This window comes from Streptomyces sp. JNUCC 63 (genome assembly GCF_054366325.1).
This window is the reverse complement of record NZ_CM135963.1, coordinates 8069989-8087627: the sequence shown is the minus strand read 5'-3', so window position 1 is coordinate 8087627 and position 17639 is coordinate 8069989. Positions and strand designations below refer to the sequence as shown.

At 69.0% G+C, this 17639-nt stretch carries 16 protein-coding genes and 1 pseudogene; 9 read left to right on the top strand and 8 right to left on the bottom strand.

Annotation, left to right across the window (positions count from 1 at the left end; translation table 11 throughout):
* Window positions 1-93 precede the first annotated feature (93 nt).
* Entirely contained in the window at window positions 94-591 is a 498-nt protein-coding gene (locus ACX25U_RS37625; RefSeq protein ID WP_454386722.1) for a hypothetical protein, read from the top strand.
* Window positions 592-744: 153 nt separating this feature from the next.
* On the opposite strand, the gene ACX25U_RS37620 is transcribed toward ACX25U_RS37625, so the two are convergent.
* From ACX25U_RS37620 to ACX25U_RS37610, 3 genes are all read right to left on the bottom strand, one after another.
* The gene (locus ACX25U_RS37620; protein ID WP_458633791.1) at window positions 745-879 is read right to left on the bottom strand and encodes a hypothetical protein; all 135 of its coding nucleotides are present in this window, start codon (window positions 877-879) and stop codon (window positions 745-747) included.
* Between the two features lie 121 nt (window positions 880-1000).
* Window positions 1001-1555 (bottom strand): dihydrofolate reductase family protein, encoded by a 555-nt coding sequence (locus ACX25U_RS37615; protein WP_454386718.1) that lies wholly within the window; start codon window positions 1553-1555, stop codon window positions 1001-1003.
* An 80-nt stretch (window positions 1556-1635) separates the two neighbouring features.
* Complete coding sequence (locus ACX25U_RS37610) at window positions 1636-2355, bottom strand: helix-turn-helix domain-containing protein (protein WP_454386716.1); 720 nt, start codon at window positions 2353-2355, stop codon at window positions 1636-1638.
* Between the two features lie 278 nt (window positions 2356-2633).
* On the opposite strand from ACX25U_RS37610, the gene ACX25U_RS37605 reads away from it, so the two are divergent.
* On the top strand, window positions 2634-3785 hold the full coding sequence (locus tag ACX25U_RS37605) for an IS701 family transposase (RefSeq protein WP_454386714.1): 1152 nt from the start codon (window positions 2634-2636) through the stop codon (window positions 3783-3785).
* Between the two features lie 302 nt (window positions 3786-4087).
* Here the strand turns inward: ACX25U_RS37605 and ACX25U_RS37600 are convergent, their stop codons facing one another.
* From ACX25U_RS37600 to ACX25U_RS37590, 3 genes are all read right to left on the bottom strand, one after another.
* Window positions 4088-5290, bottom strand: a complete 1203-nt coding sequence (locus ACX25U_RS37600) for an IS701 family transposase (RefSeq protein ID WP_454386712.1) — start codon at window positions 5288-5290, stop codon at window positions 4088-4090.
* A gap of 227 nt (window positions 5291-5517) precedes the next feature.
* Window positions 5518-6777 (bottom strand): FAD-dependent monooxygenase, encoded by a 1260-nt coding sequence (locus tag ACX25U_RS37595; RefSeq protein ID WP_454386710.1) that lies wholly within the window; start codon window positions 6775-6777, stop codon window positions 5518-5520.
* Window positions 6778-6926: 149 nt separating this feature from the next.
* A complete protein-coding gene (locus tag ACX25U_RS37590; protein ID WP_454386708.1) occupies window positions 6927-7295 on the bottom strand; it encodes a hypothetical protein in 369 nt (122 codons plus the stop codon).
* Window positions 7296-7718: 423 nt separating this feature from the next.
* Between ACX25U_RS37590 and ACX25U_RS37585 the strand changes: the two genes are divergently transcribed.
* The 7 genes and pseudogenes from ACX25U_RS37585 (at window position 7719) to ACX25U_RS37555 (ending at window position 14699) form a co-directional block, all read left to right on the top strand.
* Complete coding sequence (locus ACX25U_RS37585) at window positions 7719-8318, top strand: TetR/AcrR family transcriptional regulator (RefSeq protein WP_454386706.1); 600 nt, start codon at window positions 7719-7721, stop codon at window positions 8316-8318.
* 55 nt (window positions 8319-8373) lie between these two features.
* Window positions 8374-8649, top strand: coding sequence for a hypothetical protein (locus tag ACX25U_RS37580; RefSeq protein WP_454386704.1), 276 nt, complete (start codon window positions 8374-8376; stop codon window positions 8647-8649).
* A 10-nt stretch (window positions 8650-8659) separates the two neighbouring features.
* The gene (locus ACX25U_RS37575; protein WP_454386703.1) at window positions 8660-9457 is read left to right on the top strand and encodes an integrase core domain-containing protein; all 798 of its coding nucleotides are present in this window, start codon (window positions 8660-8662) and stop codon (window positions 9455-9457) included.
* 581 nt (window positions 9458-10038) lie between these two features.
* Window positions 10039-11097, top strand: a complete 1059-nt coding sequence (locus ACX25U_RS37570; RefSeq protein WP_454386701.1) for a hypothetical protein — start codon at window positions 10039-10041, stop codon at window positions 11095-11097.
* A 246-nt stretch (window positions 11098-11343) separates the two neighbouring features.
* The gene (locus ACX25U_RS37565; protein ID WP_454386699.1) at window positions 11344-11697 is read left to right on the top strand and encodes an IS110 family transposase; all 354 of its coding nucleotides are present in this window, start codon (window positions 11344-11346) and stop codon (window positions 11695-11697) included.
* A 146-nt stretch (window positions 11698-11843) separates the two neighbouring features.
* Window positions 11844-13637, top strand: a pseudogene (locus ACX25U_RS37560) (FAD-dependent oxidoreductase).
* Window positions 13638-13643: 6 nt separating this feature from the next.
* Window positions 13644-14699, top strand: coding sequence for a maleylacetate reductase (locus tag ACX25U_RS37555; RefSeq protein WP_454386697.1), 1056 nt, complete (start codon window positions 13644-13646; stop codon window positions 14697-14699).
* Here ACX25U_RS37555 and ACX25U_RS37550 read toward each other — a convergent pair.
* Window positions 14653-15921, bottom strand: coding sequence for an RNA-guided endonuclease InsQ/TnpB family protein (locus ACX25U_RS37550; protein WP_454386696.1), 1269 nt, complete (start codon window positions 15919-15921; stop codon window positions 14653-14655). The two genes, ACX25U_RS37555 and ACX25U_RS37550, sit on opposite strands and share 47 nt — an antisense overlap.
* Before the next feature lie 1183 nt (window positions 15922-17104).
* Window positions 17105-17620, bottom strand: a complete 516-nt coding sequence (locus ACX25U_RS37545; protein ID WP_454386695.1) for a VOC family protein — start codon at window positions 17618-17620, stop codon at window positions 17105-17107.
* Window positions 17621-17639: the final 19 nt, after the last annotated feature.

Sequence of the window (17639 nt, the reverse complement as noted above, 5' to 3'; positions counted from 1 at the left end):
GCGCCGCACCGTATGGGAGGAGCGGGCCGGGTGAGGTGACGTGGCGCCTCGGGCCGATACCGCGTCACCTCACCTGCCCGGCAGAATGCGGGCGTGGACTCCACCGCCGCTTTCGCTGCCGCGTTCGCCGTTACGGCCGCGGGCGGGATCGTGGCCTACTACGTGGTCCGGACCGGCGTGGCAGCATCCAGCAGGCGGGCCAGCACCAACCTGCGGCGCGCCGAGGCCTTTCTCGCGTTCGTCGAGCCCGCGGTCGAGATCGCCGGCATCGTCGACCGGTGGCCGGCTCTGCCCACCGCGGCCCGGTTCGAGGAGCGGGACCAGGCCCGCGGGCACCTGCAGGATCTCGAGCAGCGCCTGGGCGCGGTCCTCCTCGAGGGCGGCCCGGACGTCCAGGCGGCCGCGCTGCAGCTCGTCGAGGAGTGCGCGCGACTCGTCCACGGCCTGGACGTCGACGCCGGGCCCGGCCCGGCTGGTGACCCCACCAGCGCACTGACGATTCCGTTCATCGACGCCTGCCGGGAGTACCTCGACGACCAGGCCGACCGGTCCTTCGGGCTGCGCCGGGCGCGCCGCCGGTTCGGGAGATGAGGTGAGGTGAGGCGGCCAAGCTCAGGTCGCCCACCGGATGCCGGGGCTCGTGGCGGTGCGTGGCGCGTCGCCGAGGGATGAGGGCGGGGGTAAGAGTCGCAGTTCCAATGTTCCTCGTCCCCCGGGGCCGATTCAGAGACACTTCGTGGGCCGTCAGGGCATGGCCAGCCATCCGATCAAGGCGACCGCGCCGAAGACGGCGATGCCGATCCCGAGCGCCTTGCACAGCCCGCCCACCATCCGGGTGGCCCCCGGTGGCCACAACACGGCGCCGATCCGGCTGCTCATCCGTGGCATCGCGGTGCGGAACGCACCGCAGAAGGAGGCCGGGCCGGTGATGAGTCCCACCACGAAGAAGCAGATCGCGGCCAGCTGCCCGTCCCTGTACCCAGCCCGCGCCGAGCAGCGCTCAGCGCGTCGGACGGTACGTCGCGATGATCACTCCGCTGCTGGTCGGCCGGGCGCTCACCAGCTGCAACTTCTTCAGGGTGGCGTCGTCGGCGAACAGCTTCTTGCGGCCCTCGCCGGCCACCACCGGGTGGATCAGCAGCACCAGTTCATCCAACAGGTCCTGCTCCAGCAGCGAACGCACCAGCGTCGGGCTGCCTGCGACGGTGATGTCCTTGCCCTCGCCCGCCTTGAGCTCCTCGATCGCGGCCGCCAGGTCGCCGTTGATGAGCGTGCTGTTCGCCCAGTCCTCGACGCTGTTCAGCGTGGAGGAGACGACGTACTTGGGCGAGTCGTTGATCCACTTGGCGAAGCCGGCGTCCTCGCCGCTGGTCACCGTCGGCCAGTAGCCGGCCCACTCGGTGAAGGTCACCCGGCCCAGCAGAATCGTGTCGGCCGTCTCCAGCGTCTCCCCCAGCGCCGCGCCCATCTCCTCGTCGAACGCGAACTGCCACTCGTTCGGCGACTGGGCGACACCGTCGAGCGAGACGAACAGACCCGAAACGACCTTGCGCATGATTCCTCCGTGATCAGTTAGGGGTCGTCTGCCCGGTCCCGGCCGGGACGAGCCGACCCCCGTCGGCGATGTCAGGAAGACTATGCGGGCGCCGAGGACGAGGGCTTGTACAGAAGCGACAGAGGTTCCGCCCTGTCCGGAGCGCTCAGCTGAGTGGCGGTCCGGCCGATGTACCGGTTCAAGGACCGCGCCAGGTGCGGCTGGTCGAAGTAGCCCAGCCGGTGCACGACGTCCTGGGCCGGCACACCCTCCTGGATCAGTACCGCCGCCTGGCGGGCACGGTGGATCTGCCGGATGGCGCCCCGTGTGAGGCCCGTCGCCGCGACGAAGCGCCGCTGGAGGGTGCGTTCGGAGACATCGGGGGTGACGCCGTCGAGCACCGCGGGCACGATCGGGTCGCAGTCCACGATGCCCTCACGCACCATGCGCCGTACGAACCCCTCCGCGTTGTCGTAATCGGGCACGTGCCAGGCAGAGCCCTTCAGCCAGACGGAGCGCCGCGTCACGTCGGGGATCTCCGCGCTACCGCTCACGAGCCGGCTGATCGACACGTGCGGCATCGAGGTGCCGCGGGCGAAGCTGATGCCGAAGAACGTGGCGTCCTTGGGGACGGGAGCCAGGCAGGCCTTGGGCTCCGGGCCCAGCACGGCCGCCTGGACCTGACCGTCGTCCCCCCAGAAGACGAGCTCCCAGTGCGACGTCGCGATCGACGTCATCCGGCCCACGCCGTCGCTGCGGCTGCGCCATACCCGCTCGATGTACGGCAGCTCCGACGGCCGGCTCTCGATCTCCAGACCCACCGGATCATCCCCCCGCTCACCGCTGCCCGACGCCAGTGTGTCACGTCGTCCGGACGGCCAGAGCGCGTGCGAGATGCGCGGGGGAGAATCGGCGCGGCTCGGCCTGAACGCGGCCAGTGGCCCGATGCCCGCAGGGCGCGTGTGGCACCCGGTCCGGGAGCCCAGCAGCACCGTCAGCTGAAGCCAGACCCAGAGTCGGTAGAGACCCCGCGCAGCCGCTGTGCAGCGGTTGCGCACCACCCGACCACGGCCCCGACCACAGCCCTGGAACCCCGACCATGGTCCCGACCACAGCAGGTCACAGCGTTGCGCAGCCTGTCCGGCTTGAATTGCCAACGTGCCGGGCCCCGCTTTCATCTTGGCAATCGCCGCCACTTGACGCCGCTGGTCTGCCTACGATGCCGTCTGCGGGAACGGGGAGGTCGGGCAATGCATGGGCTCGAAGCGGTGGTCGTCCGGCTGGCGTCGGCGGTGGCCCAGACGGTCGCGAAGTCGGTGCTGACGCCGAAGCCGGGGGCAGGTCTGGAGGCAAATCCGGTACGACCGCTGCCGAAGCCGGCGGGGCCGGCGACGAGGAGCGCCGTGAGCTGACCGGTGTTCCCGACGAACTGTGCTTCGCGAGCAAACCGCAACTCGCGGCCCGCATGGTCCGCGCCGCCTCACGGCAGGGCATATCCGCCTCATTCTTCCTGGGCGATGAGGTCTACGGAGGGCGGGAGATGCGTAGCGCCTGCCGTGAGCTGGGCCTGGGCCACGTCGTGGGAGTGCGCTCCAATCACCAGGTCACCACCCCGGCCGCGAAGCTGAGCGTGACCCAGGCCGCCGCCCGGCTGCCGAAGCGGGCCTGGCAGCGGATGCGGACCGGTGCGGGGCAGAAGGGCATACGCGACTACGACTGGGCGATGATCGAGGTCACCGCCGACGACACCCCCGACGGACACGACCACGACGCGGGGACGTCAGTGCTGCTGGCCCGCCGGCACCGCTATACCCGCACCGTGTCCTACTACCGCTGCTTCGCCCCCGGGCCGGTGACTCTGGCGCGACTGGTGTCACTGGTGTGCCGCAGGTGGCGGGTGGAGGACGATTTCCAGGACGCGAAGGAGATCTGCCACCTCGACAAAGGCCAGGTCACCTGCTGGAACTCCTGGCACCGCTGGAGCGTGATCGCCCTGGTCGCCTACGCCTTCCTGGCCGTCGCCGCCGCCCTCGAACGTGCCGCCCAGACCGGCCGGAACGATCCCGCCGAGGCCGACCTCGTCCCCCTCAGCAGCCACGAACTCCTGCGCCTGCTACGGGCCTTGATCCTTGTGCCGCCCCGACGAGACCGCCTCCACCTGCTGTGGTGGTCCACCTGGCGCCGACGCCACCAACACCGCGCCCGACTCTGCCACCGGAACTGGCACACGTACGCCGACACCACACCATGACCAAAAAGCTCAGCAGCAGCGATCTACAGCTGGAGTACTAGTCCCTTCAGTCGTAGATCGAGTCGTTTGTTGTAGTTCGTCATGGCGGTGTGGCCGGCGGTGATCGGGTGGTGTCCCGGGGCCGGTTGCGTCTGCGATGACAGGCTCGGGCGAGGGCTTGGTGCAGACGCCGCCATCGTGACCAGTGCAGGCCGTGCAGGATCCGTGCCTCGCCCATCGGCTGACGCTCCATCATGATGAGGAGCCGGGCGATCTCGAAGGCAGTCAGCGTGATCGGGGCGAGGGCGGCGGGGCTGCTGGGATCAGCGTGGCCCCCCTGTGTGGGCGCGACCGGTCCACTCGTCGTGTTCGCGGCGGCGTTCGGCGGCAGCCTGTACGGCCAGGAACGCGGCGGCGAGCTGGGCGAGGGTGATGTGCCGGTACCAGCCGTGGAAGTGGCGCACCTCGTAGTCGGCCATCCCGGCGGCCGACTTCGCCAGCTTGATCGCTTCCTCCACCCTCCAGCGGGCGCCGGGCACCAGCACGAGCTCCTCCACCGCGGTGTCCTCCGGGCCCCAGCCCAGGTAGTAGTCCCGTTCCTGCGGGGTCTCGGGGCGGCGCCGGGCGAGCAGCCAGCGGGCCTTTCCGCTGCCGACCGGGGCATCCGGGGCCGGGATCCGGCGCACCCACCACTGCCAGGTGCGCGAGTCCAGCCGGGAGGGGCCGGCCGGCAGCTCGATCCACTCCTCCTCGGCCGCGTGCTGGTCGACCAGGCGGGCCAGGTGCCGCCGGCCGGGCCTGGGCAGCACGCTCTGGTTGGCCTGCACCGTCACCACGTAGGGCAGGCCGCGGTCCTCCAGGGTGCGGCGGAAGGCACCGTCGCGGCCGTAGACCTCGTCCGCGGCCAGCCACACCCGCCCCTCGGGTAGGTCGGGAAGGATCCGGGAGATCATCTGCTCGGCCAGGCGCGGCTTGACGGCGAAGCCGGCCCGGTCCGGGACACGTGCCCGGCGGCACCGCTCCCGGTCCTCGGTCCACTCCTTCGGCAGGTACAGCTCCCGGTCGATCAACGCCTGCCCGACACCGGTGGCCCACGCAGCCATGACCCCCACCTGGCAGGGGAAGACCCCGCCCAGCGCGCCGGAGTACTGCCGCGCGACCCCGGCGGAGGCCCGGCCCCGCTTGGCGAAACCGGTCTCGTCCACCACCAGCACCCCCGCTCCGCCGGGCCCCGCCCCGACCCCGGCGTCGCGCAACCCCTCGATCACATAGCGACGGGTGAAGTCACGCAGTCCATCGACGTCCCACACCGCCCGGTCCAGCAGATGCTGCTGCCCCCAGGGCGAGGACTCACCGACGTACTCGGAGATCTGCCAGCCGTTCTTACGCGACAGCGGAGCCAGCAGACCACGCACACACGCCGCCGCCCGTCCCCACAGATCGACGCGCGGGAAGATCCACGCGATATCCAGCAGCAGATCGTCGAGCCGGCCCGCAACACCCTCGGCACACTCCCGGTCCGTCACGACCGGGGGGAGATCAAGCAACTCCGCCTTCATGCCGGACAGCTACCCATCCCACGAGATTGACGAACTACAACAAACGACTCGATCTACGACTGAAGGGCCTGAGCAAGACCTGAGCCAGGCCGATCGTGACTGCTCAGGTTCCTGACTGCGTGTGAGCCGGCGGTAGCCAGAGATTCCCGGCGAAGAGGTCGTGGAAGGCCGCCGAAGGCCCATGCCCCCGCTGTCTACCCGTCACGGTTTCCCTGCTGATCGAGTCCGGACGGGCACGGTAGTCGGCCGGTTTGACGTGACTGGTCGTCTTTCCCGCCGCCTCGCCGGCGGGCGAGGTACCAGCGTCGGCCAGTGGCAAAGGCGCGCCGTGCCGTGCGTACCGCAGCGATCTGAGTGGCGAGGTGGAGTTGATGGTGCCAGGGGTTCTGGCCACCGTGGCGTACCGACATGGCATGCGCGAACGCCACAGCATCGCGGTCGATGTACTGGTCCAGGTGCTCGAACCACGCCATGCTCGTACGCGAGGCCGCCTGCACCGGATGGAGTTCCGCGCGGCGATGGCGGTCGTACTCCCGCAGTGCGTCCCCCACGTCAAGGTACTTCTGCAGGCTGTGTGCAAGGACGATCGCGTCGATGATCGCCAGTCTGGTGCCCGACCCCAGCGTGAAGTGGGTGGTGTGGGCAGCGTCGCCGACGAGTACCGTCGTGCCGTGGTACCAGATCTTGTTGGTCACGTGCGCGAAGCGCTGCCAATGCGCCGGTGCACCCCGTGATCGGCTGATCAGGCGGTGGCCGTCGAGTGCGCGCTTGAAGACGTCCTCCAGCAGTCGCACTCCCTGGTCGCGGCCGAGCACGTCGAGTCCCAGACCGTGCCAGGTCTGCGGTGAGCATTCGACGATGCAGGTGCTGATTCCCGCGACTGAGGGGTAGGCGTGAAACCAGATCCATCCAGCGGACGTCCGCTCGAAGCTGAACACGAAGCTGCGGAACGCCTGGTCCGTGCCGAGCCAGATGTAGGGATTGCGACCGACATCGGTGTGAGTTCCGAACGCTGCGCTCTGCCCCCGGATCCCGCTGTTCGCACCGTCGGCAGCAACGAGAAGGTCCGCTTCAGGAAGCGTCGAGAGATCTGCAACGCGGTGGCCGTACTGGACGTCGACGCCGAGCTGCAAGGCACGCCGGGCCAGGACGTCGAGCAATGCAGGTCGGCTCATGCTGTATCCGTACCTCCCGAAGTACGCCGTCTGCTCGCCGCCCGAGCCGTGCACACGCACCTCCTGGTCCTGCCACAGCACGGACCTGGCGGTGACCTCCCGGGCGCTTTCCGGATCGTTGCGATAGAGGACGTCCAACAGGTCGTCCCAGTACACGACGCCCCAGCCGTAGGTGGCCGCGGGCGGGTCACGGTCGTACACGGTGATCTCGTGGCCGGCATCGCGCAACTTGGCCGAGATCGCGAAGTACAGCCCCGCAGGCCCCGCACCGACGCACACGATCCTCACCGTTACACACCGCCCCGACTACCGGTCGGATGGGAGGCCCACCACTCCAGACGGGTCCGGATGCCCGAGATGTCCGGGCATCCGGATGCAGCACTCACAAAACTGCCGCAGGTTGGTCGCGAGCTCACTGCGCTGGCGCGTCAGTGGCCATGCCCGCCACGGCCGTGGTCACCGCCGAAGCCGTGATCGCCACCGAAGCCGTGGTCACCACGGAAGCCGTGATCGAAGCCGTGATCGAAGCCATGGTCACCACGGAAGCCGTGATCGAAGCCGTGATCGAAGCCATGGTCACCACGGAAGCCGTGATCGAAGCCCCAGCCCCAGCCGTCACCGAAGAAGCAGCGGTCTCCCCAACCCCAGCCCCAGCCGTCACCGAAGAAGCAGCGATCTCCCCGGGCCTTGCTGTCGTGGAAGGAAGCCGAAGCGACATGGGACGACGAGGGGAAAGCGGCCGCGCTGGCAGCGCCGGCTCCGGCCGCGATGGCAAGGATGGGTGCCGTGCAGACCACAGCGGCTATTCGCCGCATCCTGCTCGTAGTTGCGCGCATGATGATGTCCCCCTTCCGGGGGTCGAAACAGGGATCTCGGGCACTCGGGGAGAACGCCCATACGCGCCAGACCCGCGCGCGAGCCTGACGCGCAGTGACCCGCCCGCCGGACGTACTGAACATCGTCGCAGCAGTTTCCAGCCAGGCTTGCGGATCTTACTATTGACTACAAGACGGAGCATACGGTACGAAACGCCCCGTTTCGCTAAACATAGAGCCATTTTCCGGGCAAAGTCAACGGGGGCCAGTGGCTCACGAGGGAGGCATGCGGTGGACACTCCCAGGTCTCAGGAAGGCCGTCAGAGCGCTTTGGCTCCTGAGTGCGCCCAGCCCGACCGCATCACGCCCGACTCCCGACGGCGCCGCCGGGAGTCTCACGAAGCCGTGCTCCGAGCCACGAAAGACCTCCTCGGCGAGGTCGGATACCAGCGGCTGGCCTTCGAAGGCGTCGCCCGGCGGGCCGGAGTCAGCAAGGCCACCATCTACCGGTGGTGGCCGAACAAGGCCGCACTCGTGATCGAGGCCCTCAGCGGGGAGGTCCCCCTGCCTCCCATCCACGAGACCGGCAACCTCGAAGCCGACCTGCGCACCGCCGTCCGTCTCACGATCGAGCTCGTCTCCGCCATGCCCACTTGCCTGATCCTCCCGGCGCTTCTCGCCGACGTGATCGAGGATCCCACCGGCACGGGAGCCTTCGCCGAGCTCATCGAACCCCGCCGCGCGTCGGTCGTGAACCTGCTGGAGCGGGCCCGCCTCGAAGGCCGGTTGCCGCCGGACACCGATACGTCACTGATGGTCGACATCTACTCCGGGACGGTCGTGTACCTGGCCGCGGTGAACCGCATACCGCCGGGCGAGGCGGTGGTGGACCAGCTCGTCAGCCTCCTCTTGCACGGCCACCTCCCGGCCTCAAAAGGATCCGCCCCGCAGACCGGGATGGATCGCCAGGCGGGTGAGTCGGCCGCACAGAAGTCGCCCCTGTAGGGTGTCAAAACTTGCACACCACCCTTGACCTGGTCCTTTGCGGTCGCGATCGGCCATGGCGCGCTCGAACGGCATGGTGCTGCGCGTGATCTACCTGGCCTTCGTCCGCCTCCTCGGACTGCTCCTTTTGCTGTCACGTTCGCAGCGCGCCAAGGACGTCGAGCTGCTCGCATTGCGCCATGAGGTCGCAGTCCTGCGCCGCCGGCTCGAAGCCCGGCCCCGGTTGACCTGGCCGGACCGCGCTGTACTCGCTGCTCTCGCCCAGTACCTGCCGCTCGCCGGCACCGTCTGGTCAATCCCAGCACGCTCCTGGCCTGGCACCGCCGGATGATCCGCTGGAAGTGGAAGCAGCCGCCTGCCCGAAGCGGCCGTCCGCCGATCTCCGAGGAGCTGACCTCGCTGATCCTGCGCTTGGCCCGCGAGAACAGCAGCTGGGGCTACACCAGGATCAGGGCGAACTACGGCACCTGGGCCACCGGGTCGGGGCCTCCACCGTCCGCCGCGTCCTGCGCAGCGCCGGCCTCCACCCGGCACCCCGACGTACCCACAACGCGCCGACCTGGCGCCAGTTCCTGCGCGCCCAGGCCGCCGGCCTGCTGGCCGCGGACTTCTTCCACATCGACACCGCGACCTTGAAGCGGCTGTACGTCTTCTTCGTCATGGAGGTCGGCAGCCGCACGGTGCACATCCTCGGCGTCACCGCCCACCCCACCGCCGCCTGGGCCACCCAACTCGCCCGCAACCTCCTCGCCGACCTCGACGGTCGAGCCTCCGTCGTCCGATACCTGCTGCGCGACCGCGACGCGAAGTACACCGATGCTTTCGACACCGTCTTCACCGCCGAGAACATCAAGATCTTGAAGAGCGCGCCGCAGACACCCCGGATGAACGCCCACCCCGAGAGGTTCATACGCACCGTCAGGGCCGAGTGCGCGGACTGGATGCTGATCTACAACGAGGAGCACGCCCGCCGCGTCCTCGCCGAGTACGCGGCTCACTACAACACCGGAAGGTCGCACCGGTTCCTCCAGCTCCGCGCGCCCACCGACGACCCCGATGTCATACCGTTCCCCGTGCAGCGCATCCAACGCCACGACGTCCTTGGCGGACTCATCCACGAGTACCACGATGCCGCCTGACGACGGTCACGAACTGCTGGCAAACACCCAGCTCAGAGCATCTGTGCGACTTTTGGCACCCTACAGGTGCCCCGAGGTGGTGGGGCACCGCTGAAACTATCCCCAGTTGATTGAACAATAAATTTTTAGTCTCGTGAAATATTTCACTCGCCCCACCCTCACAGAGAGGAAATAATCCGGCGGTTCGCAGTGCTCGCTTCCTGAATCGGCCGCGCCGGCCAACCACAGGGGAAACCGCCACTGCGCAACGGGCCCCGGCGCGAGGCGCCGTCCTGCGCGGACGTACACGGTCACTGGGAACATCCGACGCCCGGCGAGCCGGCGGGCCGCCGATGCATGCACCTGCACGGCGTCGCACCCGAGGCCGCCAGACCCCCTGCCGCCCCGACTCGCGAAGGGGCCGCTGGTTAAACGCGGCGAAAAATGACATTCTTCCTTTCGTGCAAGATTCAACTAATGCTCAGCGAAGGCGGTCGACCCCTCCTCGCGGGCTGTGGCTGATGCTGGGGCGTCTGGTCAGAACCGTGACCGCCGGCCGAAGCAGAAACGTGTTGTCACACGGCGTCAAGAATCTGATTGCCGTGCTGCTCACCTGGCAGGTGACCGCCCCATTGGGGCCGGGACGACCCCAGTTCCTGGCCGTCGCCACCGCTCTGCTCGTAGTCAACACCTCGACGGTGCACCACTCGGTGACCGAGGCCGTGCGCCGGATCGCCGTCCAGGTGGCGGGGGCTGCCCTGGCCATCGCCACGGCTTGGTGGCTGGGTCCCACCGCCGGAAGCATCATGGTGGTCCTCGCCGTCGTCCTGGCCACCCGCGGACGCCGGATGTTCGACGACCAACTCCAGGTCGCCTCGACCGCGCTGCTCACCTTGGCCGTCGTAGCGGCGACTTCGGTACGTGACCTCGTCCTCCTGGCGCTGGCCACTGCGGCCGGGGCGGTCGTGGGGACGGCGGTCAACGCCCTGATCCTGCCTCCGGTGTACGTGGACGACTCCCGTGCCGCGGTGCGCCGACTGGCCCGGGCCACGAGCGCGCTGCTGCACGACATGGGTCGCGGCCTGCGCGAGCAGCGGCGGACCGGCGGGCCGCAGATCTGCTTGTCGCGAGCGCGCCGACTCGAGGAGGAGATCGCAGAGGCACGGGAACAGGTACGGCTGGCCGAGGAGAGCCTGCGCTGGAACATCCGCTGCACCGTGCGCGCGTCACGGCGGCCCGGAACCTGCGGCAATACGCTCCACGTTCTGCACGGAGTATCACTACAGGTGCGGGGCATCGCCCGGACCCTGGCCGACATCGTGGAGGACCCCCGGACCGACCGCCATCCGGGGCCGTTGTTCACCGACCAGTACGCCGAAACGCTCGAGCTGGCCGGGCGGGCCGTCGGGGCCTGCGCCGACCTTGACCGGGCCGCGGGCCCACAGCACTCCGACGTCCGTGAACGGCTGCGCGCCGCGCTCGACCAGGCCCGGTCCTGGCACGACAGCATGACCGAACTCGTCGAACACGGCGCGCTGGTCAAGCCCGGCGCGTGGCACGTCTACGGGGCGCTTGCCACCGACGCGGAACGACTCCTGTCCGACCTGGACCGTGCTCAGGCGTCCGAGTCGAGGAAGGCCACGCCACCGCTCCGCCCCTGAACCGCCGACTTGTATAGAGGTAGCGGGACGCGGTCGGGTTGGCCGCTCGTAGCGTGCCGTAGGACACCGGTCCGGGTGACTCGTGAACCGTCTGCCGCTCTTCGGGGCTGGCCCTCCCGTGGTATGTCGCCGGTCCGGCGTCCGTCCGCGGTCTGACTCAACAAAGGCGTGTCCCGGTCGTCTGGTTCCGAAAGTCGGCGTGTCGACCGTGGCTGCCCTGTCGTCCGACCGCGAGGAACACAGCCCGTGATACTGATCGGCGTTGATCCCCACAAGTCCACCCACACCGCCACCGCCGTCGAGCCAGAATCGAATCTGCAGGTCGGATCGATGCGGATCGAGGCGAGCCTGACGGACTACCGGCGGCTGCTGACCTGGGCCAAGCGGTGGCCGCAGCGCAAGTGGGCTGTGGAGAACGCCAACGGACTGGGCCGGCATCTCGCCCAGTGGCTCACCGTCCGCGGCGGGAGCGTCGTCGATATCCCTGCCGCAGCGACCAGCCGGGTGCGTGAGCTCTCCCGTGGCAGGCGGCGCAAAAACGACGAGAGCGACGAGAGCGACGAGAGCGACGAGAGCGACGAGAGCGACGAAGGAGCGTAGGCCGCAGCCGTGCACGCGGCCCTTTGCAGATCCGCCACGTCTTCCTGTTACCGCCAACATCGGTCCTGGCAGGTTCCGTGTCCGTCGGGTCGTTCCGACACTGACGTCACCGGCAACGACGCCGGTCCGAAGAGAGGTGCATCAGGATGCCGGAATTCAACGACGGGGCACCCGAGACTGAGCTGCCGACCGGTTCGACCGTAACCACCGAGGTCGTGGTCGTGGGCTCCGGTCCCGCGGGTGCCACCGCCGCCCTGCTGCTCTCGACGCTTGGCGTTGACAACATCATGATCACCAAGTACCGGTGGACGGCGAACACGCCTCGCGCGCACATCACCAACCAGCGTTCGATGGAGGTCTTCCGCGATCTCGGCATCGAGGACCAGGTGCTGGCGGACGCCACCGAGCACGCCCTCGTGGGCGACACCGTGTTCTGCACGAGCATCGCCGGGGAGGAGATCGGCCGCATCCACACCTGGGGTACCCGGCCCGACCGGGAGGCCGACCACCGGCTCGCCTCCCCGTGCCTGACCGTCGACATCCCGCAGACCTACCTGGAGCCGATCCTGGCCAGGAACGCGACGCAGCGGGGGACCCGGACGCGGTTCTCCACCGAGTACCTTTCCCACTTCCAGGACGCCGACGGGGTCACCGTGGAGGTCCTTGACCGCTTGACCGGACAGCGGTACAGCATCCGGGCCAAGTACCTGATCGGTGCCGACGGAGCCCGCTCGAAGGTGGCCGCCGACATCGGGCTGCCCTTCGGGGGCGCGATGGACATCGCAGGCTCGATGAACATCACCTTCAAGGCCGACATCGCCTCCTTCGTATCCCACCGGCCCTCCGTCCTGTACTGGGTCATCCAGCCGGGTTCCAACGTGGGAGGCATCGGCGCCGGCCTGGTCCGGATGGTCCGCCCCTGGAACGAGTGGCTGATCGTGTGGGGCTACGACATCGCCGAGGAGCCCCCTCACATCGACGAGGAGGCCGCGATCGAGATCGTGCGAAACCTCCTCGGTATGCCGGATCTGAATGTCGAGATCACCGGCACCAGCCTGTGGGGCAACAACGAGATGTAAGCCACGCGCCTGCACCTCGGGCGGGTGTTCTGCGCGGGCGACGCCGTGCACCGGCACCCGCCGAGCAACGGCCTGGGCTCCAACACCTCGGTCCAGGACTCCTACAACCTCGCCTGGAAGCTCGCCGCCGTGCTGAAGGGACACGCGTCCCCCGCGCTGCTGGACACCTACAGCACCGAACGGGCACCCGTCGCGGAGCGCATCGTCAAGCGGGCCAACAAGTCCAGCCGCGAGTTCGTGGACATCTTCAAGGCCCTGGGTGTCCTCGACGCCACGACCGAGGCCGAGATGGCGGCCGCCATCGAGGAGCGCAAGGCCAACACCCTCGCCGGCGTCGCCAAGCGAGCCGCCCTGGTGCGGGCGATGGAGTTGAAGAACTACGAGTTCAACGCGCACGGCGTCGAACTCGGCCAGCACTACACCTCCTCTGCCATCCTCTCCGACGAGACCACGCCCCCCGTCCCGGCGCGGGACCCCGACCTCTACTACGAGATGTCCACCGTGCCGGGCGCGCGCCTGCCGCATGCCTGGGTCGGTGACCGCGCACGCAAGCAGGCGATGATGGACCTCGCCCCCTACACCCGGTGGACGCTCATCACCGGCATAGCGGGCGAGGACTGGGGACAGGCCGCCGAGAAGGTCGGCCAGGAACTCGGCATACCGCTGGCGACCGTCGTCATCGGCCCGGGCCGCGAGGTCACCGACCTCTACTACGACTGGGCCAAGCTGCGCGAGGTCGAGGAGAGCGGTGTGCTGCTGGTGCGCCCCGACAAGCACATCGCCTGGCGCGCGATGACCCTCCCCGAGGACCCGGCGGCCCAGCTGCGGCACGCCTTGACCACGATCCTGGAAAGGGACTGAATCCCCATGCGTTTCGACCACGACACCCTGCCCCAGCGCGTACGGTTCGCCTCCGGCGCGGCGGCCGAGAACCTCGCCGCCGAGGTCGCCGCTCTCGGCGCCCGACGAGTGATGGTGATCGCCGCCACGGCCGAGCAGGAACTCACCCACCGCATCACCGACGGCCTGCCCGTCGTCCACCGGCACGACGAGGTCGTCATGCACGTCCCGGTCGAGGTGGCCGAACGAGCCCGCACCGAGGCCGCCGCCCACGACACCGACATCCTCGTCAGCATCGGGGGCGGCTCGACCACCGGGCTCGCCAAGGCAGTCGCCCTGACCACCGGACTGCCCATCGTCGCGGTACCCACCACCTACGCCGGCTCCGAGGCCACCCCCGTGTGGGGGCTCACCGAGGGCTCCCGCAAGACGACCGGCACCGACCCGCGGGTCCTGCCCCGCGCGATCGTCTACGACGCCTCGCTGACACTCACCCTGCCCGCCGCCCTGAGTGCGGCTTCCGGACTGAACGCGCTGGCCCACTGCGTGGACTCCATGTGGGCTCCGCGGACCGACCCCATCAACCAGGCCTTCGCCGCCGAAGGCGTCCGGGCACTGCGCACCGGACTGCCCCTGGTCGTCAAGGAACCCGACGGGCTTCAGGGCCGGGAGCAGGCACTGTACGGCGCCTACCTGTCCGCCGTGGCCTTCGCGTCCGCCGGATCGGGTCTTCACCACAAGATCTGCCACGTCCTCGGCGGCATGTTCGACCTGCCGCACGCCCAGACCCACGCCGTCGTCCTCCCCCACGTCCTCGCCTTCAACGGCCCACAGGCCCCGGAAGCCGAGCGGCGCCTCGCGGCCGCCTTCGACACCCCCACCGCCAACGAGGGGCTGGCCCGGCTGCGCGACCATCTGAACGCCCCGCGCTCTCTGCGCGAACTCGGCATGCCCGAGGAGGGCGTCGCAGCAGCGGCCGAGGCCATCGTCGCCGCCGCCCCGGCCGGCAATCCACGAGCCGTCACCCTCGAAACGATCAGCGAGCTGGTCCAGGCAGCCTGGGAAGGAACGGAACCGCGTTGACTTCCTCCCCCGCCTGAAGGCGGGGGATTCCAGCGGTCGCCCGCTGGGCTTCCTGCTTCACCGACGACCGCCCCGTCCGGGAGGACTCCCGTTGAGGTCTTACACCGTCTCCACAGGCGGACGCCGCCAGCCCGGCGGCCAGGATGTTGCGTGCCGCGTTCACGTCGCGGTCGTGCACGGTGCCGCACTCGCACGCCCACTCCCGGACGTTCAGCGGCAGCTTCTCGCGGACCGTGCCGCAGGCCCCGCACAGCTTGCTGCTGGGGAACCAGCGGTCGATCACCACGAGTTCACGCCCGTACCAGGCGCACTTGTACTCCAGCATGATGCGCAGTTCCGTCCAGGCCGCATCCGAGATGGCGCGCGCGAGCCTGCCGTTCCTCAGCAGGTTGCGGACGGTCAGGTCCTCGATCACGACCGTTTGGTTCTCACGGACGAGCCGAGTCGACAGTTTGTGCAGGAAATCCCGCCGCCGGTCGGTGATCCGCGCGTGGACGCGGGCCACCTTGCGGCGGGCCTTCTCCCGGTTCGCCGAGCCCTTCGCCTTGCGGGACAGCTCCCGCTGGGCCCTGGCCAGGCGGTCACGGTCGCGCCGCTCGTGCCGGGGGTTGACGATCTTCTCTCCGGTGGACAGGGTCACCAGGGAGGTGATCCCGGCGTCCAGGCCGACCGCCCCGTCCGTGGCCGGAGCCGACGCGACGGTGTCCTCGCAGAGCATCGAGACGAACCAGCGCCCCGCGCTGTCGCGGGACACGGTCACCGTCGTGGGCTGCGCACCCTCCGGGAGGGGACGCGACCAGCGGATGTCCAAGGGCTCCGCCATCTTGGCCAGCGTCAGCTTCCCGTCGCGCCACGTGAAGGCGCTGCGGGTGTACTCGGCCGACGCGCGGGACTTCTTCCGGCTCTTGAAGCGCGGGTAGTGGGCGCGTTTGGCGAAGAAGTTGGCGAACGCGGTCTGAAGGTGGCGGAGCGCCTGCTGGAGCGGGACGGAGGACACCTCGGCCAGGAAGGCGAGCTCCTCGGTCTTCTTCCACCGCGTCAGCGCGGCGGAGGACTGGACGTAGGAGATGCGGCGCTGCTCGCCGTACCAGGCGCGGGTGCGCTCCTGAAGCGCCTGGTTGTACACGAGGCGGACGCAGCCGAACGTGCGGGACAGCTCCGCTGCCTGCTCGTCCGTGGGGTAGAAGCGGTATTTGAATGCCCGCTTGACCTGCTGCGCCATTCCTCACATTCTACCAACTCCCGTATGAGTCAAGGGCGTCGACCGGTGGCCGGCAGACGCCGGATCGCCCCGGTGGCGATTCGGCTTTCCCTGACCTGCTCCGCAGGAGTCCGTTTCTCCCCCGCAAGCGGGAGGTACCCCCACCCCGGCCTGAAGGCCGGGGTATCCACGGAGGAATTCCGGTGAAGAGAGCGACACCGCAACCCGATCAGGGCTTCGGCATTGTGCTCCTCCCACAGGAGAACACGTTGGGCCTCGGGGAGGTCGAACGTGCTGAAGCGCACCGGACCCGTCATCATCCCGGTCGTCATTTCATCAGGGTAATGTTTGTGCGGCTGACTGCCCTCTGTGCGTTCCCGCCCGACTTCGCATCGTCCGAGAAGGCGATCACCGAGACGGCACCAAGGCCGGTCTCCGCCCGAAGCGGTTCCATCACCAACGCGGTCCCCCGCCTCGAACACGACGACCGAAAGCTGTGCGCCCTGGCAGGTCAGTGTCCGTCGGCAGGCAACGCAGCACCCCCGATCCAGCTCGTTCCCCTTCTGGGAGTGCCCTCGTTCGGGGGCAGGACCGAACTCATCAAGCGGGGTTTCCTGCGGACTGTGCGGCACCAGGGGTTGCCCCCATCGCTCGCGCCCGTGCAGATGCGCGGCTCGACGCCAGGGATGCCAGTGTCCGCCAGGATGACCGGAGAGGTCGCATGGCGCCTCCGGTGCGGGCACGAACGCGGTCAGTCATGGGGCTCTGAGGGCTGCTGGGTGTGTTCGTTGGCCTTTCGGACAGGCCGCACCCCTACTTCTGCTTCGGCAACGCGGTCTTCCGTCGGGATCCTGGAACGTCGGTGTGACATCGGAGCAGCCTGGCGTCGCTTCGACGCCGGCGCCCGCGCGGAGCAGCGCCTGTCACGCTGCCGCGGGCGCCGACGGTGAAGGAGGCGTATCGACGGCGGGAAATCGGCGCGCTCGCCGGTCAGCCCATGCCCGAGACGCTCATACCGCGGGCGGCGGGTGTCATGGTGTACGCCTCAGCCTGACCTGGCCTGCCTGGCCGCACCGGCCGCACCGGCCGCCCCGGCCGCCCCGGCCGGACAACCTTCCCGGCGACCGCGAAGCGGTGATCGCGCGGCAGACCGTGACCGAGGCAGGCCTGCGTCGTGGGGGCAGGACAGCCCTGAGCACGCTGATCACAGCACCTTGTTGCCGTACATCTCACCGAGTGGATCGGCGATGAGCTCGATGCGGGCACCGTCGGGGTCCCGGAAGTACACCGACACCTCGCTGTGCACTACGTGGTCGACGCCGGCCCGGGCGAGGTTGTCGCACAGGTGACGCCAGCGGTCTGCTTCCACCGAGATCGCCACGTGGTGCAGGCCGCCCAGGACCTCGGCGTACGGTCCCACGTCGAGTCCGGGGAAGTCGAAGAAGGCGAGCAGGTTGCCGTTGCCGATGTCGAAGAAGAAGTGCGACGAACCGGGGTAATCGCGGTTCTCGATCAGTTCGGTCAGCGGGAACTCCAGCACTTCCTGGTAGAAGCGGATCGTCCGCTCGACGTCGCTGCTGATCAGGGCGGTGTGGTGCAGGCCTCGAGCGGACGAGGCGGGCCGTTGCCCGCTGGGCCGCAGGTACCGGTCCCGGATGCGGGTTCGCTCCGCTTCTCGGGCCGACCGGTCCGGCTGCGCGTTTTCGTGCGTACTGGTCATCGTTTCCCTTCCCACCGGA